Genomic DNA, 23,049 nt, shown 5'->3' with positions numbered 1-23,049 from the left:
GTATAAGAAGACAGCCTGTAAGCAGGCGTCAAGCTTGTCAAGCAGCTGTCTCAATTCATCCTTTTGATCATAAACAAAGGCAACCACGAACTCGTCTTCACTAATTCTTGCTAAAAACGTCCGTTCAGATTCAAATTCCTTCAAGCGATTGGCAACCTTCCGCAACAATTCATCCCCGTTTAAATATCCAAGAAAATCGTTAATGAATTTAAAGCGGTGAATATCAATCAATAAAACCGCCACATTTTTATAAGCGAGCATAAACTCCTTTAGCTTTTCACTTAAATAATTCCGATTGGCTAATCCTGTAAGTGAATCATATTGCACCATAAATGCAATTTCTTTTTCTTTGCTTTTTTGCTCTGATAAGTCGTGGATCACAAGAAATCGCGCCTTCTTCCGATAATATGGAATCGTCATTTCGTTCACTTTCACGACTTTTTCTTCTCCATTCAAGGAGGTCATGATCCATTCGTCTCTATCGCTATCTGCCTTTTTAAGAAAATCGTTTATTTTTTTCCCTTTTACCTCGCTGACCTGTTTGGCGTTTACCATTTTTAATCCAGCGGGATTCATATAAGTGATAATCCCGTTGACTTGAATCATGACCGTATCAGGCAGGAATTCTACCACTTTACGATATAGCTCCTCGCTTCTCCTTAGCTGCTCCTGAACTTCGACTAAGTCCGTCACGTTCTTAATAATGGATAAACCAGCTATCACGTCGCCGTTTTTGCCAAAAAGCGGCGTAACATTTACTGATACATATACTTTCTTTCCGTTTTTATTCGCAAGCGATAATGGAAGAGAAGTTAAACTTTTCCCTGCTTGAAGCTGTCGTAAGCTTTTTTCTAGTTCCAATCGGTATTCTGGTAAAAACTGTGCAATATCTTTTTCCAGAAGCTCATCCTGCTTCCAGCCTACTAATTGCTCCAATTCGCGATTGACGCGTAAAATGCGCCCGCTTAAATCGAACATAATAAATGCATCGTGAGAATGTGTAAACAATGAATGAAAAAGCTGATAAATTTCGTCATATTGCTCCTCTTTACGCATCAGCTCTGTGACATCCCGCGTCAATGAAAGTATATAGGACACCGCACCCGTTTCATCAACAATTGGAATCAGTGTTGATTCGGCCGTGCGTTTCTCATTCGTGACATTCATCCGATCGCGGTAAGTCACAACACCCTTTGTTTCAACTACTTTACGATATCGAGAATTTAGATGATCAGCAACCGACTTTGGATAAATATCGTCGATGCATTTTCCCATATCTTCTTCGGCCAAACTGGCTAAATGAAGCGCTTTAGGACTTACATGAACATAGCGAAATCGAGGACCTTCTTCTACTTTCATCAGAAAGACAATATCAAACAGCTGATCCATTACAGTAAACCACAACTGTTCATCCGCTAATAGCTTTTCAACAAATTGATTATGTTTCATCTTCTCCATTCCTTTATGTTAATCTCACGCTGCAATCCCCTCTCATTATTATATTTCGGCAAAAAATCGCCTGTTTTAATATGAGCCAAAACAAAAACCTGGTCCCCCTATGCGAGGATCAGGTTTTTGTTTTACATTATTCAGCACGCCAGTCAGCAGCTAGCTGTTCAGATAAACGTTGAATGGATTCAATAACACCATCCAATTTAGCCTCGATTCGATGAAGCAGATAAAGAGTGACAACGACAGGAAAGCCAACGTCGGAAATAAGGGACATATACGCATCCACATGAATCTCTCCATTTGATATGGAACCATGTTTAAATAATAGGCCGGTCGCTTTATAAGCCGGCCGGCCATTTCGCATGTTTTTCTCCTCAAATGATCTTGAGAATATTGGGTAGAGAGGCAAGTGATACGGTATGAAAGTGTTGATCAACATTGGACGGACTTGCCTATCCGATTATGGTAACGCTATCTCCTCTTCATTGCGCTGCAGCAATCTCGCACCCTTTTTCCCCACAAGGTCCCCTCCACTTGAAGTGAAAATATTGGCCGCGATAATCGTATCCATAACAGAAGATATGTGCTGCGCATTGACCGGCTCAATAGGACGGTCAATCACAATCCGGAACACATTCCCTTGCTGGTTAATAAATTGTAGCTCCAACGACTTTTCCATCTCTCATCCCTCCTTCATTTGTAATCAAATGCAGATCGCTGCGCTCGACCTGAACAAGCGGATCGCTTTGCAAAGAAGCAAGTGCTTGAGAAACAGCAAGAAGCTGCTCTGGAGATGCTGTTACTTTTATATTGTTTAATTGTCTCCGTCTATAAATAGGTTTGCCTGCTTCATCAACACCCGCTTCAAATACTAAACGCAGCTGCGACTGCTGAATGATGGATTGTGCCATCCCCCGTTCACCTCCTTTCATCTCTACTATCGCATCAACGAGAAAAAAGGATAGGTGGAACATGCATTTTTTGTTTTCGGCCATCTAAAAAAAGAGGCGCTTCTTTCCGAGCAGCTATAAATTCAAACCTCTACATGAATTCCACTAAATTCTTACCACAGACGTGTTTATTATCCAATAAAAACCAATGGACATTGTTTGATTCCTAGCTCAATCATTCCATATTTTTAGTAAAATAATGGATCATCAATACTTGTGTTCTTACTACGTAAAAATCCATTAGATAGATTGACATTCCGCTTATTAGTATGGGGACGCTTTGGATCATGTTGAAAAATCAAGTTGGATTTATGTAAAAAGCGAAAATTATATGCATTTTAGGGGGCATATATTCGAATAAGACTCTCCCACTTCCACTCCGTTAAGAAAGGGAAGACTCATCAATGGATGATATTAAAATATTTGACAAATACAAATAGTAATTTTATGATAGGATTGTTTATATTACTTACCAAAAGTTAGTTAATTTCTTTTTTTAACAATCAGATGTAGGAGGGTATACCAATGGCAACGCAAACATCAACAACGAAAGATTTTTTGACCGTAATAAATGAGCGGCAATCCGTCCGCAAATATGATCCAAGCTTCCCTATCAGCAAAGAGGAACTAAAAGAAATTCTTGAACTAACAGGTAAAGCACCATCCGCGTGGAATTTACAACAATGGCATTTTTTAGTCTTTCATGGTGAAGAGGCTCAGAAACGCCTTCTGCCTATCGCTTATAATCAGCAGCAAATTGTCGATGCTTCTGCCGTTATTGCTGTACTTGGGGATCTTGAAGCCAATCGCAATACTGACAGCGTATACGATCCATTAGTCGAAGCTGGACATATGACGAAGGAAATCAAAGAAACGCTAGCAAAACAGATTGCTGGTGCTTATGAAAATAAACAATATGCACGGGATGCTGCTTTCACAAATGCTTCGCTTGCGGCTATGCAGCTTATGCTTGTTGCGACTGCAAAAGGATGGAGCACTTGTCCAATTGGCGGCTTTGATGCTGAAAAATTCATGAAGGAATTTCAAGTTCCCGAGCGCTATATTCCAGTAATGCTGGTTACGATTGGAAAAAGCACAGCCCCAGCTCACCGCTCCACTCGTCTTCCAGTTGATGTAACAACAACTTGGATTGAAAAATAAAACAGCAGCTGGGTTAGAACCTTTCATTTGATAAATATTGTTTAAAGATCAAAAAATGGCCTCTGAAAAAGATTAAACAAACTTTCTTAACTCAGACTGTTTTCAACGGAGCAAGGTCGTAACGAAGAATGGGAGCATCTACCCACAATCTAAGAGGCTGATCGTTAACGATCAGCCTCTTTTTTCTCTTGGTATAAGGGCAACAGCAAATGGACCGTCGTTCCTTTTCCAAGTTCGCTCTCGATTCGCAGCGTTCCTTTGTGCTCTTGAACGATTTTCATGCTTGTTGTCAAGCCAAGTCCCATTCCTTTTTCCTTTAATGTAAAAAATGGTTCGCCGATTTTTTTCAGACGATCTTTCGCAATGCCCACACCCGTATCAGCAATGGTGACGTGTACATTCTCGCCTTCTTCCTGTATATGCAAACGCAGCCTTCCTCCTTGAGGCATTGCTTCAATTGCATTTTTCACAATATTAATTAAAACTTGAATCATTTGGTTTTTATCACCGTGAATTTGTGCATGCGGTGCTGTATTTTCGATGGAAATATCCACATTGTTTAACACCGCTTCATGGCTAATTAAATGAATAACGTAACCGGTCGCGTCGCTCAGCAAAAAGGGCTTATAGCAGTGGCTTTGCGGCTTTGCAAGCACAAGCAACTCGCTTACAATTTGATCGATTCTCTCAAGTTCATTAAGTACAATTTCTATATACCATTCATTCGTTTTCTTCGCCTCTTTCATCATCTGCATAAACCCTTTGATAGAAGTGAGCGGATTGCGAATTTCATGGGCGATTCCCGCCGCCAATTCGCCAACAACCGATAGCTTTTCTTTTTTCAGCAATAACGTTTCTGCTAATTTTTGCTGTGTAATATCACGCCCGATCGTCAGTAACCCTTTCCGTTCTCCATTTTCGTGAAAGAGCGGCACTTTAATGACATCAAAAGTCTTAAATTCCCCATTTGTGGTCATGAACGACTCTTCCGTCCTCGTCATCATTCCCTTTTTCCATGTTTCTTCATCCGTCTGCGCACAATATCGAAACGTTTCTTTAAAAAATGGCACCATTTCGCCAAGATCAAGATCTGTTTTTCCTATATAATCCACATTTTCTAAATTATATAATTTTCTTCCAAAATCATTCACACGCAGCCAGCGGCCCTTACTGTCTTTAAAGCAAACAAAGTCAGGCATCGAATTAATCAATGTCGACAATTGCTGCTCTTCTTCTACTGTTTTCTTCAATTGTTCGGCCTTTTTAATCATTTGATGAAGAAATACGGCAGATAAAACGACGAAAAGCCCGCCTTTTCCAATATTCACGATCATTTGCATGGAGTGATCGAAACGAAGAAGCTGCATGAACAAGTCCGTTACAATAATCCAAACGATACTAAATATTAAATAAATAACCACGGCTTTTTGCTTTGTAAACACTTTTGCATCGAACCCCTAACTTATAATCATAACGTAAAAGCGGCGAAGCTATGAAGCTCCACCGCCCTGTCTGGTTCTGCGGTACAACTGTATTATTTACATTTCACGGACCCAATATAAAAGCTTGTCCACTAATGGTTCTGCTTGTGCTCCCTCCACTTTCTTCGAAAGCGATGAAAGCAGTTTACTTCGCAACAATTCTGTTTCCTCTTCATAGCGAATCAAAAACGACCATTCCATATGAGGAATCGCAACAACAATGTGCTCTTCTTTTTTATTTTCATAAATGTAAACATTGGTCGTTTCCCGTTCATTTAGTATATTGGCCTTCCTTATTTTCACGCTGCCACCTCTTCAACAGCTGTTGATGATATTTTTATTTTATCAAAATGTTTCCAAACGTTCAAATATAAAATTGCCGAACACGAAATATATAGAATTTTCAGAAATAGTTGACTAATACTATTAAAAATGTGAAAATAGAAAAAAGCAATAAGGAAGTGATCTGAATGGCAATTAGTAAAATTATCAAAAATGCACTTATGTCTTATATTACGGTGCTATTTATTCTCGCCTTGCTTCCTGCTTATTTAGTAACAAACGATATTAGCTTAATCAGTGGAATCATCGAATCCATGAACACACGATAAATAGTTAAAAGACCGCCACAATTGTGCAGCGGTCTTTTTTTGCTTTATCGATATGGATAGTATGGTGCTCCGCAGCAGCCTGAACTTGAAGGAAAGCCACCCATTGGTCCGGTCGTTCCCCCCATCGGATACGGCATTCCCATCATCGGCGCACTTTGCATGCCTGGCATTGGCTGCATATTAGGTATTGGCGCCGCATTCGGAGATACGACTGATCCCACTTCGACATGTCCAGGATTAACAAATGGATAAGATCCTCCCATCCATTGATCTGTTCCGCACCATGTCGGCATTGGTTGACAACCGCATGAAGGAATGTATGCATGTTCGACTGGCATCGGCATTTGGGATACAGGCATTACTTGTGTTGGAGGCATCGTTGGCAAAGCCGGCGCGTTATTGGTTGGCATCATCGGAAAAGCTGGCGCGTTATTATCATGACGAAATGCATCCTCGACATCATAATCATTATCATAAAAACCAGAATAATTCGCATATGGGTTCCAATTACTCATTTCTCTCTTCCTTCCTTTTATTCATTTAGTATGGGTACGTTCTATGATACATACCCATCATATTGTATGAATGAACAAGTAAAGGGTGTTTGCCTGAAAGGAAAATGGGTATTTACCCTACCAAAACCTCTCCAGCTGCGTTACAATATCCTTCGGAGGTGGAGGTATGGACGAAAAGCTTGCAGCAAAATTGCTGGATGATTTGCGAGATCGAAACATTTCCGAGCTGCTTGTCAAAAAAGAGGACTTTTTACTATTTCGCAAAATCCTTGTCAATCGCAGCGATTTTAAGCATTTCCGCGGCATTGCCCAGCATGGTGGAGACGTTATCTACCATTACCTAGAACATCCGCGTAGTTAATCGCCCTCCGGCTATGGATTACCGGAGGGCGACTGACTATTCCCATCGCTGCTTGCGCAATTTTTTAAGCGCCTCAACCCGCCACTGCTTAACCGTTCCAACTGTCACTCCTTCCTCTTCAGCAATTGCTTTTAATGATTTCCCTTCGATAATGTAACCAATCAGCCATTTTTTTTGCCGTTCTGTCAATGATTTGAGCGCCTGCTCCACTATTCCCTCCTTATAAATTGTTCGATCGTCAAACAGTATATGGATCAATCCATCCGTCAAGGCACATTCCCATTTTTTTCGATGGCACTGTCGACGCAAATGGGAAACCATGGCCCAATATACTTTTTTGTACACAAAGGATGAAAAGCTGCCCTTCTCCTTCTCAAATTGGCACGAAGCTTCCCATAACGCAATTAAGCCAATTTGATAATATTCATCCCATTCTTTTGTGACATGCAGTTTTTTTATCATACTAATAATCATTGGACGATATGTTTTTTCTAATTTTGCAAAGGACGACATCCTCTTCTACAAAACCCTTTCCCAAAAGCGCGCTTTCGTAAATTCCGCGGTACTATAACAATAAAAAGCTTCGTCCCTTTCGTCGAACCGATAAATTCGGAAAAAAGGAAACAAACCATATAGAAAATACCCGCATCAATGTAAGAAATCGAACATTTAGCTTGGCGTTGATCAGAAAATAAGGCATTTCTCCAAATTCATATGATGGCAGATGATGAACAGACGGTATTTGTCAAAACTCACAGACGGAAGGCAAGTCGGTAACTTGCCTCAGGCTAAAGCGTGACTGAGAACCGCACAACCGCCCCTTTTAGACAAACGAATTGATCGGTCGTCCGATCGTCATACCCGCCCACTAAAAAAGGAAAATGTTGATACATTCCATCCTCTTTATATCGCTACACGAGATTACACCACTAAATTGAAAAGGCGGAATGACGCACTCATTTCTATGCAGAGAGAACAGATCAACTGAACTTGACCGTGAAAATATTTCCAAAGTTGCTATTTCAGCTGTTATATCAACAAAAAACGGATGTTTCCAACATTTAGATAATGACCAGAATAAAAATCCTTGTTAGTCTAGTAGCGAGCGAACAACAAGGAGGTAATTTTATGAAAAAGCTTAAACATTTCACTTTAGCAGCTGCATGCTTTTCTGCATTGTTGTTTGCGAAAGATGCTCAGGCTCAAACCGTTTATACCGTTCAAACCGGGGATACTCTTTGGAAAATCTCAAAGCAACATAGTGTTTCACTTGTCCAGTTGAAAAATATAAATAAAAAACAAAACGACTGGCTGTTCCCAGGAGAAAGGCTGCTCATTCCTCCAACCATTTCAGCCAGCGACAAAGATTTATTAGCGCGCCTTGTCCATGCTGAAGCAAAAGGCGAACCATTCGCAGGAAAAGTAGCGGTAGCCACAGTCGTATTAAATCGAGTGGACCATCCTGATTTCCCGAATACCATTAAGGATGTCATTTATGAGCGCTCAGGCGGCTATTATGCATTTACTCCTGTACAAAACGGAACGATTCGTGAACCAGCAGATCGCGAATCCTACCTTGCCGTTGAAGAAGCCCTGGCTTTTCGCGGTTTAGGATCTGGATCCTTATTTTTCTATAATCCAAAAACGGCGAAAAGCAGTTGGCTACGCTCGAAACAAGTAACCGTTGTCATTGGCAATCACGTATTTGCCAAGTAAGATGGCCTAAGGCCATCTTTTTTCAAAATTAGGAACAAAGGGTCTTTACTTATAAAAGAAAATGAGGCAAACTATAACAAATACATGAAAAAGGAGAATGTATATGGTGCAAAAAGCAGAGATAGGCAATATTATCGAGTTTAAAAACGGCTTGCGCGGTATTGTCGAAAAGGTGAATGAAAACTCTGTCATCGTTGATTTAACATACATGGAAAACTATAAAGAATTAGACTTACAAGAACGGACGGTTGTAAACCATAAAAACTATAAAATCATCGAATAAAAAAGCCGGCCGCAGATGGCCGGTTTTTTACGAAATATGGGCGACTTGATCCGATTCATAAATATGCGTTCCTTTCGGGCAAGATCTTGCTGCCTGGAACATTGCCAAAGCCATTTTCTTGGCCTCAACGGGCTTGTATTTGCGCCATTTTCCAATAAACAGAAATGGCATGTGGCTTAAAAGCCACTCCGCTGCCTTTTCTGACAACCGAAATTCCTGACGATCGCCAAGCAGCAAAGACGGGCGAAAGATGTGCAATGATTGAATCGCGAGCCGTTGCAAAGCTTCTTCCGTTTCCCCTTTAACACGATTATAAAAAAACGGAGATTGCGGATCAGCGCCGACAGATGAAATAGTCAGAAAGCTCTTGACGTGGCATTTTTCCGCTAACGCCGCAGCCCGCAGCGTATATTCATAATCCACTTGAATAAAATTCTGCTTCGTTTTGGCTTTTTTCATCGTTGTTCCGAGACAACTAAACACATCATCCACACAAAAATAGCGTTCGTACTTCTCCAAGCTTTTAAAATCAATGACCACTTGTTCCAGCTTGTGATGCTCAATCGGTAATTCTCGACGCACTAGAATCGTCACATGCTGATAATCATCGGATTGGAGAAGCAGCATTAAAAGCTCGCTTCCGATTAACCCGCTCGCTCCGATTAATAGAGCCGTCCTGTCTCCCAAGACTAAACCCCCCAAATAAAAAAATCAATTGTCATTATATATAAGTTTCCGAAAAAAAACTACTACTTTTTTTAAAACCAACCTATAATTTGGTCTATAGCGATTGGAATGGAACAATCGACATAATGAAAAGCAAAAACGGTTTAAGTTGGGCAATGAATATTCGGGCGCCACGATCGCCAGCTATCCAAACGAGGATCAGGCCCATATTTGACATGTTGATTATCCAATGAAAACGAATGAACAGGACTGGGGCTCTCTCGTTTCTAGCATAGTTGACAAGCAAATAGTATGGCAAATGGATGCTGGCAGTACGCTCTTAGGCATTTCGCTGCGCAAAATAAAGCCTCCTCGTTTGGAGGCGAGGAGGCTTTCGCTTAGCGATTGTCTATTTTCTCTGGATACAAATCATGATTCATTAAGCGATACTCGGCCATTTTTTCATATTTTGTTCCGGGACGTCCCCAATTGCAGTACGGATCAATCGAAATGCCGCCGCGCGGCGTAAACTTTCCCCATACTTCAATATAACGTGGATCCATAGCTTCGATTAAATCATTCATAATAATGTTCACACAATCCTCATGGAAATCCCCATGGTTGCGAAAACTAAATAAATAAAGCTTCAACGACTTACTTTCCACACATTTTTTATCAGGGATATAACTAATGTAGATAGTGGCGAAGTCTGGTTGCCCAGTTTTCGGCAACTACTTAAAAAAGTAGGTGGACTATATCTTATTCTTATCCGACTGCGATATCCGATAAGAACCCTTGCGCTTCCACCGTGATCGTCAAACTCACGATGTACTCTACTCTCTTCCTTCATCACTACTCTTCAGTCGCTTCATGATGAAGTGATTTCGATAGTCTCTGCACCTTCCCTAAAAAGAATATGGTTTAACCCGTGGTGCTTGTTGAGCATAGCGCACAACTAACTATCTGGCTGCTTCAGCATTGTCCCCGTTGTGGATAGGTGATGCGTCAGTCACGCTTTGGCGTGACTGGGGCAAGTCACTAGCTTGCTTTCCTGCATGTCCATTTGCTTATCATTGATACAGCACAGGGACAACCAATCAATCGATGGGATCTGAAACCACGAGTAAGCATGGTTTGCTTTTTAGGGCTTGGCTCAGGATTGGAGAAACAGGGAGAAACTTCACATACAAGTGACGTTTTTTCATCAACTATAAAAGTCTTTTATCGGCTGATGATATTGCCTGCAAAATCGTTTTCCCCTATTCTCTTCCCCTGAATTCACAAGGTTTAATCGACAGTGTCACCACTGAAGTGTGCCCTCATTGACACAAGCTTGTAAATTCTGGGCAATTAAACTTCACAAAATAGTCGCGGTCTGGATGTTTGTTATCAAATACTTCTAATATTTCTGGACTATATTCAAATAAATATTTGGTTCCTTGATTGCCAAGGAGAGTGACACCTTGTAATTCTTCTTCTTTTCTTCCTGACATCATTCATGCTCCTTTCGTTTGTTCATTAAACTCCTCGCTTATTGCCCCAAAGAAGCGTATGCAGCTGCGGCAGCACGCGGACATCGTTCATTTCTGGATCATAAGCAACTCTTTCTACTAGCCATCGCAGCTGATTGAGCAATTTTGTGCGCAGCATCGCCTCGTCCATTCCTGCTACATCGTCGTTGCCCACTTGCAAATAAAAAGGAATGTGGCGATAACGCTGGTGCACATGTTTCGCATAAGCAAAATCCCGTTCATCAAAAACGACGACTTTTAAACTCATATGAACGGTACGCCCGTTGGCCGTTAGCTTATCCATTATTTCATCCAATATCGCAAAATTGGTTTCCATTCCTGAGCTTGGCGGTTTTGGCGATATCGTTAAATCATCGATTTCATAAAACCAATCTTGCCAACGGCTTCCTTGTGTTTCCAATGCTACACGGATCCCTTTTGCTTTTAATAGCCGAACGAGCCCGCCAAGCGATTTAAGTAAAGCGGGATTCCCTCCAGAAATCGTCACATGGCTAAAACAGTCACGCCCTATTTCTGCAAGCCTCTGCCAAATTTCTTCAGCTGTCATTTGTTGAATTTCTTCCTTTGCTGTTCCGTCCCATGTAAAAGCGGAATCACACCAGCGGCATGAATAATCGCAGCCAGCGGTTCGGACAAACATTGTCTTTTGGCCAATGACCATTCCTTCTCCTTGAATCGTTGGCCCAAAAATTTCAAGTACGGGAATCGTCTTTCCCATTATCGGTCACCCGCTTTCGGGCGGTACACAACATAGCTTGTCGGAGTCTCACGCACAAATACTTGCAAACATTTTGGCTTGTGAGGCAATGCATCCAAATAATCTTGTACCACTTCGTATATTTTTCGTGCGACAATTTCTGTCGTTGGGAAATGTTCACTATTTTTAGAATCGAACCAATCTTGATGATCATTTAAAAGCGTATGATCGAGCTTACCGTGAACAAGCTGTTTCAATTTTTGAAAATTCACTAAAAAGCCCGTCTCATCAAGTGCATCCCCAGCTACCGTAATGTTCACGACGTACGTGTGACCATGAATATGGGCACATTTTCCCGCCAGCTGATGCGGAATAAAATGAGCAGCAGCGATATGCATATCCTTATTAAGTTCATAACAATAATCATGAAATACTTGTGGATAAAGCTGATGCATCATCGCTGCTCCACCCCGGCTTTTGCTTGCAAATATTGCTCCAATCCTCTCCTGCGCAGCACACAAGCTGGACATTCTCCGCATCCATCAGCCATGATCCCGTTATAGCATGTGAGTGTTTTGGTTTGTACGAATTCCAACGCTCCTAATTCATCAGCAAGCTGCCATGTTTCTGCTTTATTAAGCCACATAAGCGGCGTATGAATAACAAATTGGTAATCCATCGCCAAATTTAATGTCACGTTAAGTGATTTGATAAAAACATCTCGGCAATCTGGATATCCGCTAAAATCCGTTTCACACACACCCGTTACTAAGTGACGCGCGCCTTTTTGTTTGGCGAGCACGGCCGCGAACGACAAAAATAATAAATTCCGGCCATCAACAAAAGTAGAGGGAAGCTCTCCTTCTTGATGTTCAATCGCCATATCGCTTCGCGTCAGCGCGTTCGGCGCCAATTGGTTCAACAAAGACATACTAAGCACCGTATGCTGGATACCAAGATCCCGTGCAATGTCAGAAGCGACTTCAATTTCCAGGCGATGTCGCTGACGATAATCAAAGGTAACCGCCTCTACTTCAGCAAACTGCCGTAAGGCCCAAAACAGGCAAGTTGTACTGTCTTGCCCCCCGCTAAATACAACGACAGCTTTTTCCTTCTTCATTTCGTTTCGCTCTCCTTTCTTTATTTCAAGAAGAAAGAGCATTCTAAAACAAAAAAGCCATACCCCCTAAGGATATAGCCTTCCCTAGTTTTTTATAGAGGGTTGTTCTAGAACCTCTCCCGCACCGATACGACATTCGGGCGGATTTCTTCTATCCATCATTTTTTCCTTTCATACTATACCACATTTCTTTATTTTTCACTAGCTTTAGATTTAAACAACTTGGCTATTGACACATAGATCCACAAAAATGGAATATAGGCCATCAACACATAAAAACCAGCGGTTGAGACTAAATTGCTAAATTGATCGATCTGAGCCCGCTTAGTGAAAAAAAACGAGGAAATAAATAGCAAAAGTAAAATAATCGGCAATGAGATGCGTTGCTTTAACGAAATAATTTGTTTTAATCCGCGTGTGACCGACCAAACAGCTAAGCAAATAATCGGAAAAATAACCATGACATAAGTTGAAATGACAATATACTCCATCCGTTCAATAAATGGAATTTCCGGGATTTTTGCTAGTGTCAATGTTGGCCATATAATATGCCGAATTTGCTCTTCATTATAAAAAACGATAGCAATACAAACCACTATTAAATAAAGAAAGGTGGTGAATGCGTTGCCCCATTGCGCCCATTTATGTGATTGAGGAGCATTTTTTACAAACGAATAATACATCAGGATCATTTCAAAGCCGAGATAATCAAGCGTCGACGCTTTGGCCCCCTTGATCACTTCAAGCACAGAATGGTCAAAGATCGGCAAAAAATTGCGATAATGAGCATATTCAAGCGGAAATACTAGCATAGGAACAATGATAAGAAGAGGGATCATAACTCCCCAAAAGCATAAGCCGACTACCACTCTGAATCCACCGGAAACCGTATAATACGTTAGCACTAAAATGATGAGACAGAACTGCCATGCTCCCATCAACGGAAATACCCACACCTGAATAATTTCCGTATAGATCCGCATCACAATTAAAGCGAACGAAAAAAAGTAAACGAGCAGGACTACATTTACCATATTTCCGATCCATTTGCCAAAGTATTGTACATTCACTTGAATGACATCTTTATTCTCCCCGGCCGATTTAAAAATTTTATAAATCATCCATATCAAAATATGAATGATCGTTCCAGCGATGATGACGCTCATCCATCCGTCATGTCCCGTCTCTTCATTGAGAAGATTGGGAAGGCTCAAAATTCCTACTCCTATTTGCGAGCAATGAATCGTAAAAAATACAAAAAACGGAGAAATATGAAAGCGTTCATGCTCTGTCTGCTGCATGACACTCCCCCTTTCCAATGCAATCACTCACCAATGCCTGTTTGAACAATGTCAACTTTTACATGCGGGCGAATTTGCAAGTGTCGATATTGCTTATAAAAGGCTTCTTCATCCCAATGTCTCGTCTTGCTCCGCACAAAATCACCAATTCCGAGCGGATCGACACCTTTCTTTTGGAAAAATGAAAGCAAATTCTTAATATCTTGGTTAAGCTTCTTTTCCATCTGCTCGCTCACTTTCTGGAAGGAACGCTGTCTAGAAAGGTCAAGCCACATTGGATAATCGCGAATAGAAGCACGAATGCGAAGATGAATATCGATCACTGGAGAGCTGCCTTTTTTCAGTGAATAATGACTATGGGCAAACAAATTTTCTAATAAAACTCGCCCCTTTTTTTCATTTTGTGAAATTGGCAGCTGATAAACACCATTTTTGGTTTCATCCAATAACAGCTTAACAAGAAACGATTTCCGTAAATCAATTCTCCCAACATAATGGCCATATTTGAATAAAGCCAGCCCCTCCAGCTTTACGGTATCTCCCTTTTTTTCTAAATAGGGCAAAAATGGATCGCGTCCTTTGCCGAAGTAATTGTATAAAAAAATGTGCAAATTCGTCTTCGGCAAATTCATTTCACGAATATTTTGTTCAATGAGATTGGATAAATAGAGCGTATCGCTCAATGTCGTTTCAGCGGTGATGCGCAGCAGTTCTTCCGCATCGCCTTTGGCGACCGCCAGCTGCAAATGACTCCCCACCTTGTTGTTCCTTGCTAAGCTATGAACGATTTCGGCAATGCCTTGCTTAGCAAACTGTTGTCCAAAAAGCACAAGCCGTATTTGCCCTTCTTCAATCGGCAAGGCTGATTTCGACGAAAGCCGCGGAATTAAATCATACGTCGTCGATGATTCCGTCGTTAAAATGTCCGGCTTCGTCATCGGTCCTTGCTTAAATGTCGGATAGATGGCTGTCCCTGTGTATTTGCCATTTTTCACATCATACCCCATCGCATGAATAATTTGAATTTGGTCAACGATGCGGGAGCTTTTACATCCAGAAAGCACTAAGAGAGCGACCAACATGAAATAGAGAGCTCGTTTCATCAGCATCTCCTCTTCTACTCATCAATATCTTTTTTCTTCTTCGCTTTTTTTGGATCATATCTCCATAATGTCAAAGGCCGTAAATAACTTGGACGTTTTACGGTCAAATGATAAGGAGAACGAATAAAGCTGTCTGCAAAATCTTTAACCCGAAACGGATATAGAGGAACGAGATAAGGACTTCCGAACGACTGTAGCTTGCCTAAATGAATCAGAAGCAAACAGGCGGCGAAAACAATGCCGATTCCTCCCCAGCAGGCAGCAAATAAAATAATCGGAAACCGAATAAACCGAATCGTATTCGACATTTTATAAATTGGCGTCGTGAACGAAGCAAGGGCGCCTAATGCGACGATAATCAGCAAAATATTACTTGTAAGCGCCGCTTCCACGGACGCCTGCCCAATGACAATACCGCCGACAATCCCCAGGGTCTGGGCTACTTTTGTAGGCAGGCGCGCCCCAGCTTCACGCAAAAGCTCAATCGTAATTTCCAGAAACAACACTTCTAATATCGGCGGAAAAGGAACGTTGGAACGAGAAAAAATAATCGGACCCAGCAGATCCTTCGGAAGCATTTCATAATGATAGGTTAAAACCGCCACATAAATGGGGGATGCCAAAATCGAAAACATGACTCCGATCATTCGAATCAAGCGAAAAAATGAACCAAGAAGCCACGGCAAATAATAATCTTCCGGAGAGGTAAAAAAATCAAATAACGTCGAAGGCCCTGTGATGACATATGGAGAGCCATCGGAAAAAATCGCAACCCTTCCTTCAATTAACGCATATACGATTTTGTCCACCCGTTCACTTGATACAAATGAAGGAAAAGGAGATGAAGAATTGTCTGATAATATTTGTTCAAATAGCGATGTGTCAAACATAATATCAAACTCGATTTCACTTACTCTCTGCACAACAGTCTGTAATGTTTGTTCATTAACAATTCCATCAATATAAGCAATAACGACTTTCGTTTGTGACATCGAACCGATCGTTAATTCCCGAAAGACAAGATGAGGAGTCACAATTTGGCGGCGCAATAAATGTAAATTAGTTCCAATATTCTCGACAAATCCTACTTTTGGACCGACCACGCTAAACTCATTTTCCGAATCATTATTTGGCCGTAATCCTAGATTTTCGCTGGCCAAATTAACAAGGGCGCAGTGGTCCGCGACTCCTTTCAGCTGAATCATCGCAAATCCCTTTAGCAGCTTTGCTTCAATCATCTCAACATCTGCCGTCACCTCGATTCGCTGTACAGGGATAATTTGCTGCAAGTCTTCGAGAGCAAGAGAAGCATAAGACGATAAATCCCGCTGCAACCGGCAAATCACCTGCTGTTGCAAGAGCTTTGGATCAATCAATGAATCAAAATAAGAAATGCAAAAATGATATCCGTTTGTCTGGAATTCAACCGTAGCAAAGTCGCTCGATTGCTTAAAAATTTGCAATAATTGCGGCAGCGTTTTTACTTGTTGCTGCTTACCGTTTTTAAACATAAATGAAAAAATAGACATGGTCATCCCCTCAAGCCTTCATTAATCAAACAAGCATTTATTTGCTAGTCTCCCTTGATTTTGTTGTTTTATGCATAGACATCCTTTTTCCTAGGTTGATAAATCTAAATTTTCAGTATATATTGAAAGAAATAAGAACGGAGGGGGACATAATGAATCGACTATTCAAAAAGAAAGAGGCACAAGATGCACTGAAAAAAGTTGTTCAAGTGTCTGAACAAATTCGGCAAAAAATAGACAAAGCCAAGCCTCTTGAACAGCAAATGGATCGCATTCGCTCATTTCTTGATGAACAGCTGCAGCATGATGAATATTTTGTTATCGTTGATGAAAGAGGCTATGCCATTGTCCACACGAATCGGCTGCGCGAAGGCCGAACGTTTTCTGATGAAGTTGGTCAAAAAGCTGCTCAAACAACCGAACCGCTTCTGCAAGCGTACAAGCGTGATACCGGTGAGCTGCTCATCGATGCAAGTTGCCCTCTATACATAGACAGCACAGGCAAGCGATTAAATTTGCGAATGGGCAGATTATCTTATCAGCCTACTTTGCAAATTCAATTAGCATGTCTATCGGCCATTCCGGCCACCATCAGCTTTTTTATCGCTCAACTGCTCTCTTTATCGCCATTATTCATTTGTAGCTTAACGATCGTAATCAGCCTTATTCTCCATACCTTCCTTTATCGAGCGATCATCAAAGAATGCCGCCACTGGTACTATGTCACTCGCACCGTTTCGTCAGGAAATCTTGACGCGCAAGTACAGACAGTTCAAAAACGAACGATATTTCATCAAATTGGGTATGAGCTTAACAAAATGATTCTAGGTATGCGCACGATTTTAGCAGAATTAGCCAAAGCTACCCAAACCGTAAGCAAAGTAGGCGAGCAGCAAACAAATGAAACGAGACGCCTTTCAGAGTCGTTTGACGAAATTGCCGCTGCGATGGAAACATTCCGCGAAGGGGCAAAGCAGCAAACCGCATCAGTAGAACATGCCAATCAATTTGTCACTAAAATGCTTGAAGAAGTATGGGATATGCAAAAAGAGTTTGAAAGCGTTGTTAACCATGCGAGAGAAGTAACGGAATCGATGCTCCAAGGAAGCCGCTTGCTTGAATTGACAAAAGAGCAAATGGATGGGATGCAGCATGATATGCAAGAGACGGCTTCGCTCATCTACTCCGCTTCTCAAGAAGCCAATCAAGCCGTGGGAATTGTTTCGGCCATTACAGCGATTGCCAAGCAAACAAATTTGCTTGCGCTAAATGCTTCGATTGAAGCATCAAGAGCTGGAGAAGCTGGAAAAGGATTTGCCATTGTCGCTCAAGAAGTCAGAAAGCTGGCGGAAAACACTAACACCTTTTCCGCACAAATTTTATCTTCGTTGCAAGAGATGAGGCATTTGCTGGATCGTGCAGTGGAAGCGGTTCAGCAAAACGGGCAAACCGCTGCCACCACTATGCATTCCTTTTTAAAAACAAATGAAGCGATGAAATCATTTTTGCAAGTTTTTTCACAAATGAATGACCTGCTGCTGCGTAGCCGAAATCATGTGGAGCAGATTACGAACCATGGTGATGAATTAAAACAAACGATCGAAGAAGTGCATAGCATTGCTAAAGATTTTACCAATATGGTTCATGAAACAACTTCAGGATTGGAACAGCAAACCATTGCCATTCATGAACTGGCCAAGGATGCCGCTGTTTTATCCACCTCTGTTCAACAGCTGCAACAAATCGTCACCCGCTTCCAGCATTCCTAGTTTATACTAACCGTTTGTCGAACGCTTCACGGCTAAAAACGCCCATTATCTGAGCTGAGCGAATCGCACAAATGCCCTATCTTTTTTAAAACCAAAAGGCTTGGCTGCACCGCCAAGCCTTTCATTTTTTTGAAAAGCAGATTTTTGCCGCATCCTATTTTGACGTCTGAGGAATTTTGCGAAACAAAAGCAAAACAAGAAACAAAAGACTGATATATCCAAACAAAGGATATAAGAATGAGAGCAAAGATCCGTAGCGAAATGAACTGATCGTATACAAAATCAAAAACAACATCGCCAAAAACAACGTCGAGGAGAATGCCTGAAACTGTCGCTGCAGCCCAAATACTCCACCAATGATGGACGTAAAAATCTCGCCATAAATAATGAATAAATACAACCAATAAAAATACGTAAAAAACGTGCGAACAATTTCAGCCATAGGAATTTCATAACGCAATACATGCGGAAAAGACAGCAAAACAAAGTGGCTGCTCAATAAAATGCTCGTTAGCAATATCCCGCCAAGCAACGCTCCCCACTTGACCACTCGATCGTCCTCTGCTTCAGAGGCGAGCGGAACAAGAACCGGCTGCGCCATCGCTAAATTAAAGGCCGCATAGGAAAGAGGCGAGAAAAAAGCACTCCAAGAGGAAGGAGAGGAGCTAGAAGGACCGCACCATTCTCCCCCAAGCAGTAATTTCCCTAAAAGCACAAAGCTAAATAGGATCATCATCGGAACAACGAACACATTCACGGCAAATAAGCCTTTTGCATCATAAAGCATCACGGCAAACACAAGAACGATCGTCGCCAGCATCCCTAGAGGCTTCGGCAATCCGAGCTGCTCCTCAAATAACGCTCCTGCTCCTGATAGCATCACAGAAGTCACGCCAACAATCATGATCGTCATAATGAACGTAACGAATGTGCTGGCCGTTTTGCCAAACAAATAATCATTCAATTGCTTGTACGAGGAAGCCCGGAGCGCTCTCGCCATCATCATCATCCGCATTCCTAGCCATGCAAACAGCCAACCGCTAATCAAAACTCCCATCGTTCCAATTTTTCCGTATTGTGTAAAAAAAGCAATAATCTCTTTTCCTGTCGCAAATCCCGCTCCAACGACAGTTCCTACGTATACAGCAGCAATCTGCCAAGCTGCCAGCCATCTTTTAATCATTTTCTTCCCCCTGTCTCTCTTTTCCCTAAAGCTTATCGTGGCAATCCATTATTTATTGAAAATACAAGCTCACGAGGCTGAGCACCGAGCTTTTCTCCCCTCTCCTCAATCAAAGCTTCGAGCCCAGCAATCCAGCCGTTAGCCATCGCCCTAAACGCTATCTCCATTTCGATTGCAGGCTGCTTATAAGCAATGGCAGAACAGTGTGGAATGAGCCGTGGATTTGGTTTGATCAGTTCGCTAATATGTTTGGTTATATATATGAAAAAAAGGACAAAGAAAGACGAAAAGAAAATAGAAAAAAGGAAGCCTTTGGGGCTTCCTTTCTATTGAACCATCACTTGCTTTACTTGATGTTCATGCAATTCGTTCGTTTCGACATGCACTTTAACTGAAAACGTTCCCTTTTCTTTAAATACCGTTTTCGCCTGGTACTTTCCACTGCCTTGTTCATTCGCATCGATAAACTCATGCTTCATCTGGTCCTTCCAGATTTCAAAACGAACTTTTGCCGCCGTAAGTGGCTGGCCATTATACGCAATATCGGCTACAATTGGTTCCTCCTTGTTGACTGTAAACATCTGTGGATGCAACGTTACAGCCACACCAGCAGCATCGTCATGGTGCGAATGGTCAGAACCGCTTTCTTCATGCTCCGATGCGGAACCAGCATTGTCACCTACAATCACATCTGTTTTGGGCATATTATGCATATTGCGAGCTGTAACATGGGCTACAACGGAATATGTCCCTGCGTCGGTAAATGTTTTTTCAATAGCGTATTTTCCATTTCCTTTGCTCTTGGCTGAAATCATTTCATGCTGGTCGTTTCCCTGCTTCCAAATTTCGAACTTCACCTCATCCGCGTCGTTCACTTTTTCCTTTCCATATGTAACAATACAAGCGATTTCTGTTTTTTTCTGAAGCTCAATTGGCGACTTCACATCTATTTTTACATCTAAAATGGCAGGTTCATCAGCCGATTGATCTTTCGTTTGGCCACATGCCGAAATCAATAACACCACCATCATGGCAAGCATCAAGCGAATATAAACTTTCATCTTCACGTTCCCCCTCTTTCTTCTCTCATTGTCCACTATATCACACCTCTTTCTAGCTACAAATCATTGTTCACATTTTTTTCAAAAACATTTCACCAATCGCACAAAAAATTTATAAAAACCTCTTGAAAGTCAAAAAAGGTCAAATTATAATAAAGTTAAAGTCAAATATAGTCAAAGTCAAAAAAGGAGGTTATGCCTCATGCTTTGCCAATTATGTCAGCAACATAAAGCAACCGTATTCGTTCAGATGCAAATTAATCATGAAAAAAAGCAGCTGCAGCTTTGTCATGAGTGCTATACAAAACAAAAACAAGAATTGACCATTCCAATGAATTTTGAATTCGGAACATTTCCATCCATTCCTCTAGATTCGTTCTTTTCAGGAAATCTGGCGGCCGATTCAGCATTCTCTTCTTCGGCAAATCCAATACTAATGACGCCATCACACAGAGGCGGCGGCTTTTTAGATCAATTTGGTCGCAATTTAACCCAGCTAGCAAAGGCCGGATTGATCGATCCAGTCATTGGCCGCGACCAAGAAATTGAACGAGTCATTGAAATTTTGAACCGGCGCAATAAAAACAATCCTGTGCTGATTGGAGAGCCGGGTGTCGGAAAAACAGCGATCGTCGAAGGATTAGCCTTAAAAATTGCGGAAGGACGCGTTCCAGAAAAACTGTTAAACAAAGAAGTATATTTGCTTGATGTCGCTTCTCTCGTAGCCAATACTGGCATTCGCGGACAATTTGAGGAGCGAATGAAGCAGCTCATTGCCGAATTGCAACGGCGAAAAAATATTATTCTTTTTATCGATGAGATTCATTTGCTAGTCGGAGCCGGCTCTGCTGAAGGCTCCATGGATGCAGGCAATATTCTGAAGCCGGCTCTTGCCCGCGGCGAACTTCAAGTTGTTGGAGCAACGACATTAAAAGAATATCGACAAATTGAAAAAGATGCTGCTCTTGAACGTCGCTTCCAGCCTGTTATTGTTCATGAGCCAACAGTGGACGAAGCCATCCATATTTTAAAAGGAATCCAAGAAAAATATGAACAATTCCATCGCGTAAAATATACGGATGAAGCGATTCAAGCGTGTGCAGCTTTATCGCACCGCTACATTCAAGACCGCTTTTTGCCGGATAAAGCCATTGATTTATTAGATGAGGCTGGCTCAAAAGCCAATTTACGCATTGCTGCAACAGATGAAAAAAATATTCAACAACGATTGGCCTTTTTAGCGAAGGAAAAAGAAAAAGCAGCGGCGGAAGAAAATTATGAACGCGCCGCTCAATTGCGGGCTGAAGAGCTCCGATTAGAAAAACAGCTGCAAAACCAGCAAGCTGATGAAACACCGATTGTTGATGTTGCTGATATTCAGCAATTAATCGAAGAAAAAACGGGCATCCCTGTCGGCAAGCTCCAAGCTGATGAAAAAACAAAAATGAAGCAGTTGGAAGAAAACTTAGCGAAAAAGATCATTGGACAAGAAGAAGCGGTGAAAAAAGTGGCTAAAGCGATCCGCCGCAGCCGGGCTGGACTAAAAGCGAAAAACCGGCCAATTGGCTCCTTCCTCTTCGTCGGCCCAACAGGAGTCGGTAAAACAGAACTGACAAAGACGCTGGCAGAGGAGCTATTTGGTTCAAAAGACGCCATGATTCGTTTAGATATGAGCGAATATATGGAAAAGCATTCTGTATCGAAATTAATCGGTTCACCTCCTGGCTACGTTGGACACGAAGAAGCGGGACAGCTAACAGAAAAGGTGCGCCGCAATCCTTATAGCATGATCTTGCTTGATGAAATTGAAAAAGCCCATCCTGATGTGCAACACATCTTTTTGCAAATCTTAGAGGACGGGCGTTTAACAGATAGCCAAGGCCGCACAGTTAGCTTCAAGGATACCGTTATTATTATGACAAGCAACGCCGGTGTTACCGATAAAAAAATTACAGTCGGCTTTGAAAAAGAAAATCGCGTTGGCCAAACAAGCATTCTCGACTCTCTAAGCGCGTACTTCAAACCGGAGTTTTTAAATCGCTTGGATGCCATTATTGAATTTAAAGCGCTGCAAAAAGAGCACATGCTACAAATTGTTGAGTTAATGCTTGCTGAGCTGCAAACAACCTTAAAAGATGAGGGCATTCAGCTTGAAGTATCGCAGGAAGCGAAGGAAAAGCTTGCTGAAATCGGCTACCATCCTTCATTCGGAGCTCGTCCGTTACGCCGGGCCATTCAAGAGCATATCGAAGATCAAGTGGCTGACTTACTTCTTGATCAGGATGAAGTGAAAAAAATTCAAATTACAGTTGAAAACGAGCGCATCGTCGCCCGATCAATAAATTAAAGAAGAGGCTGGCTCAAAAGATCACAAATATGATCTTTTATGAGACAGCCTCTTTCATATACCAACCTTTTATTCCTTTCCAGTGCGTTTAATTATGAACAAGCTTAAAAATTGAACGCTTTGGTTTTTTATCATCATTAATTGTTCATATCCATCCACCATTCCATTGGTCCAGCATAAATATCCATTATTCCCTAAAATATTCTAATGA

Annotated in this window: 24 protein-coding genes, 2 pseudogenes and 1 riboswitch; of the genes and pseudogenes, 7 read left to right on the top strand and 19 right to left on the bottom strand. The window is 41.6% G+C overall.

Features of this window, described 5'->3' with window-relative positions; translation table 11 throughout:
* The 4 genes from B6A27_RS18015 to B6A27_RS18000 all read right to left on the bottom strand — a co-directional run.
* A partial coding sequence (locus tag B6A27_RS18015) for a PAS domain S-box protein (RefSeq protein ID WP_161491059.1) occupies positions 1 to 1,449 on the bottom strand: 1,449 nt, incomplete at its 3' end.
* A 136-nt stretch (positions 1,450 to 1,585) separates the two neighbouring features.
* Complete coding sequence (locus B6A27_RS18010) at positions 1,586 to 1,738, bottom strand: YvrJ family protein (RefSeq protein ID WP_139788173.1); 153 nt, start codon at positions 1,736 to 1,738, stop codon at positions 1,586 to 1,588.
* Positions 1,739 to 1,912: 174 nt separating this feature from the next.
* Complete coding sequence (locus tag B6A27_RS18005) at positions 1,913 to 2,131, bottom strand: DUF2922 domain-containing protein (protein WP_044746691.1); 219 nt, start codon at positions 2,129 to 2,131, stop codon at positions 1,913 to 1,915.
* Complete coding sequence (locus B6A27_RS18000; RefSeq protein ID WP_044746692.1) at positions 2,100 to 2,363, bottom strand: DUF1659 domain-containing protein; 264 nt, start codon at positions 2,361 to 2,363, stop codon at positions 2,100 to 2,102. Before B6A27_RS18000 ends, B6A27_RS18005 begins: the two co-directional genes overlap by 32 nt.
* A 564-nt stretch (positions 2,364 to 2,927) precedes the next feature.
* Here B6A27_RS18000 and B6A27_RS17995 point away from each other — a divergent pair.
* A complete protein-coding gene (locus B6A27_RS17995; protein ID WP_066146986.1) occupies positions 2,928 to 3,563 on the top strand; it encodes a nitroreductase family protein in 636 nt (211 codons plus the stop codon).
* Between the two features lie 164 nt (positions 3,564 to 3,727).
* On the opposite strand, the gene B6A27_RS17990 is transcribed toward B6A27_RS17995, so the two are convergent.
* Complete coding sequence (locus B6A27_RS17990) at positions 3,728 to 5,005, bottom strand: ATP-binding protein (RefSeq protein ID WP_139788170.1); 1,278 nt, start codon at positions 5,003 to 5,005, stop codon at positions 3,728 to 3,730.
* A gap of 96 nt (positions 5,006 to 5,101) precedes the next feature.
* On the bottom strand, positions 5,102 to 5,347 hold the full coding sequence (locus tag B6A27_RS17985; RefSeq protein WP_066146982.1) for a YueH family protein: 246 nt from the start codon (positions 5,345 to 5,347) through the stop codon (positions 5,102 to 5,104).
* A gap of 167 nt (positions 5,348 to 5,514) precedes the next feature.
* On the opposite strand from B6A27_RS17985, the gene B6A27_RS18910 reads away from it, so the two are divergent.
* Positions 5,515 to 5,655 (top strand): hypothetical protein, encoded by a 141-nt coding sequence (locus tag B6A27_RS18910; protein ID WP_172798643.1) that lies wholly within the window; start codon positions 5,515 to 5,517, stop codon positions 5,653 to 5,655.
* A 44-nt stretch (positions 5,656 to 5,699) separates the two neighbouring features.
* On the opposite strand, the gene B6A27_RS17980 is transcribed toward B6A27_RS18910, so the two are convergent.
* Entirely contained in the window at positions 5,700 to 6,170 is a 471-nt protein-coding gene (locus B6A27_RS17980) for a hypothetical protein (RefSeq protein ID WP_080862857.1), read from the bottom strand.
* A gap of 166 nt (positions 6,171 to 6,336) precedes the next feature.
* Between B6A27_RS17980 and B6A27_RS17975 the strand changes: the two genes are divergently transcribed.
* Positions 6,337 to 6,531, top strand: a complete 195-nt coding sequence (locus B6A27_RS17975) for a hypothetical protein (protein WP_044746695.1) — start codon at positions 6,337 to 6,339, stop codon at positions 6,529 to 6,531.
* A 36-nt stretch (positions 6,532 to 6,567) separates the two neighbouring features.
* On the opposite strand, the gene B6A27_RS17970 is transcribed toward B6A27_RS17975, so the two are convergent.
* Positions 6,568 to 7,044 (bottom strand): sigma-70 family RNA polymerase sigma factor, encoded by a 477-nt coding sequence (locus B6A27_RS17970; RefSeq protein ID WP_080862856.1) that lies wholly within the window; start codon positions 7,042 to 7,044, stop codon positions 6,568 to 6,570.
* A gap of 615 nt (positions 7,045 to 7,659) precedes the next feature.
* Here B6A27_RS17970 and B6A27_RS17965 point away from each other — a divergent pair.
* Together B6A27_RS17965 and B6A27_RS17960 are read left to right on the top strand one after the other, a co-directional pair.
* Positions 7,660 to 8,247, top strand: coding sequence for a cell wall hydrolase (locus tag B6A27_RS17965; protein WP_080862855.1), 588 nt, complete (start codon positions 7,660 to 7,662; stop codon positions 8,245 to 8,247).
* Positions 8,248 to 8,350: 103 nt separating this feature from the next.
* Positions 8,351 to 8,530, top strand: a complete 180-nt coding sequence (locus tag B6A27_RS17960) for a YkvS family protein (RefSeq protein ID WP_044746698.1) — start codon at positions 8,351 to 8,353, stop codon at positions 8,528 to 8,530.
* Positions 8,531 to 8,557: 27 nt separating this feature from the next.
* Here B6A27_RS17960 and B6A27_RS17955 read toward each other — a convergent pair whose 3' ends face one another.
* The 9 genes and pseudogenes from B6A27_RS17955 to B6A27_RS17915 form a co-directional block, all read right to left on the bottom strand.
* The gene (locus B6A27_RS17955) at positions 8,558 to 9,217 is read right to left on the bottom strand and encodes an oxidoreductase (protein ID WP_139788169.1); all 660 of its coding nucleotides are present in this window, start codon (positions 9,215 to 9,217) and stop codon (positions 8,558 to 8,560) included.
* Between the two features lie 377 nt (positions 9,218 to 9,594).
* Positions 9,595 to 9,924, bottom strand: a pseudogene (gene queF, locus B6A27_RS17950) (preQ(1) synthase); the annotation flags it as partial.
* A gap of 597 nt (positions 9,925 to 10,521) precedes the next feature.
* Positions 10,522 to 10,689: pseudogene (locus B6A27_RS17945) on the bottom strand (preQ(1) synthase); the annotation flags it as partial.
* Between the two features lie 25 nt (positions 10,690 to 10,714).
* On the bottom strand, positions 10,715 to 11,446 hold the full coding sequence (gene queE, locus B6A27_RS17940; protein WP_080862854.1) for a 7-carboxy-7-deazaguanine synthase QueE: 732 nt from the start codon (positions 11,444 to 11,446) through the stop codon (positions 10,715 to 10,717).
* Positions 11,446 to 11,883, bottom strand: coding sequence for a 6-carboxytetrahydropterin synthase QueD (gene queD / locus B6A27_RS17935; RefSeq protein ID WP_080862853.1), 438 nt, complete (start codon positions 11,881 to 11,883; stop codon positions 11,446 to 11,448). Before queD ends, queE begins: the two co-directional genes overlap by 1 nt.
* A complete protein-coding gene (gene queC / locus B6A27_RS17930) occupies positions 11,880 to 12,545 on the bottom strand; it encodes a 7-cyano-7-deazaguanine synthase QueC (RefSeq protein WP_080862862.1) in 666 nt (221 codons plus the stop codon). Before queC ends, queD begins: the two co-directional genes overlap by 4 nt.
* A gap of 78 nt (positions 12,546 to 12,623) precedes the next feature.
* Positions 12,624 to 12,668, bottom strand: a riboswitch (PreQ1 riboswitch).
* A 68-nt stretch (positions 12,669 to 12,736) separates the two neighbouring features.
* Positions 12,737 to 13,846: a GerAB/ArcD/ProY family transporter gene (locus B6A27_RS17925; RefSeq protein WP_080862852.1), complete on the bottom strand. Its 1,110-nt coding sequence runs from the start codon at positions 13,844 to 13,846 to the stop codon at positions 12,737 to 12,739.
* Positions 13,847 to 13,869: 23 nt separating this feature from the next.
* Complete coding sequence (locus B6A27_RS17920) at positions 13,870 to 14,949, bottom strand: Ger(x)C family spore germination protein (RefSeq protein ID WP_080862851.1); 1,080 nt, start codon at positions 14,947 to 14,949, stop codon at positions 13,870 to 13,872.
* A 14-nt stretch (positions 14,950 to 14,963) separates the two neighbouring features.
* The gene (locus B6A27_RS17915; RefSeq protein ID WP_066146968.1) at positions 14,964 to 16,478 is read right to left on the bottom strand and encodes a spore germination protein; all 1,515 of its coding nucleotides are present in this window, start codon (positions 16,476 to 16,478) and stop codon (positions 14,964 to 14,966) included.
* A 152-nt stretch (positions 16,479 to 16,630) separates the two neighbouring features.
* Here B6A27_RS17915 and B6A27_RS17910 point away from each other — a divergent pair, with 152 nt between their 5' ends.
* On the top strand, positions 16,631 to 18,247 hold the full coding sequence (locus B6A27_RS17910) for a methyl-accepting chemotaxis protein (RefSeq protein WP_080862850.1): 1,617 nt from the start codon (positions 16,631 to 16,633) through the stop codon (positions 18,245 to 18,247).
* Between the two features lie 154 nt (positions 18,248 to 18,401).
* On the opposite strand, the gene B6A27_RS17905 is transcribed toward B6A27_RS17910, so the two are convergent.
* The gene (locus tag B6A27_RS17905) at positions 18,402 to 19,430 is read right to left on the bottom strand and encodes a YkvI family membrane protein (RefSeq protein WP_080862849.1); all 1,029 of its coding nucleotides are present in this window, start codon (positions 19,428 to 19,430) and stop codon (positions 18,402 to 18,404) included.
* A gap of 326 nt (positions 19,431 to 19,756) precedes the next feature.
* Positions 19,757 to 20,491 carry a FixH family protein gene (locus B6A27_RS17900; RefSeq protein ID WP_080862848.1) on the bottom strand — a complete coding sequence of 245 codons (735 nt, stop codon included), beginning with the start codon at positions 20,489 to 20,491 and terminating at the stop codon, positions 19,757 to 19,759.
* A gap of 202 nt (positions 20,492 to 20,693) precedes the next feature.
* Between B6A27_RS17900 and B6A27_RS17895 the strand changes: the two genes are divergently transcribed.
* Positions 20,694 to 22,838 carry an ATP-dependent Clp protease ATP-binding subunit gene (locus B6A27_RS17895; protein ID WP_080862847.1) on the top strand — a complete coding sequence of 715 codons (2,145 nt, stop codon included), beginning with the start codon at positions 20,694 to 20,696 and terminating at the stop codon, positions 22,836 to 22,838.
* Positions 22,839 to 23,049 lie beyond the last annotated feature (211 nt).

Source organism: Anoxybacillus sp. UARK-01 (assembly GCF_002075365.1).
Taxonomy (GTDB): Bacteria; Bacillota; Bacilli; order Bacillales; family Anoxybacillaceae; genus Anoxybacteroides; species Anoxybacteroides rupiense.
This window is presented reverse-complemented; position numbering and strand designations above follow the sequence as displayed.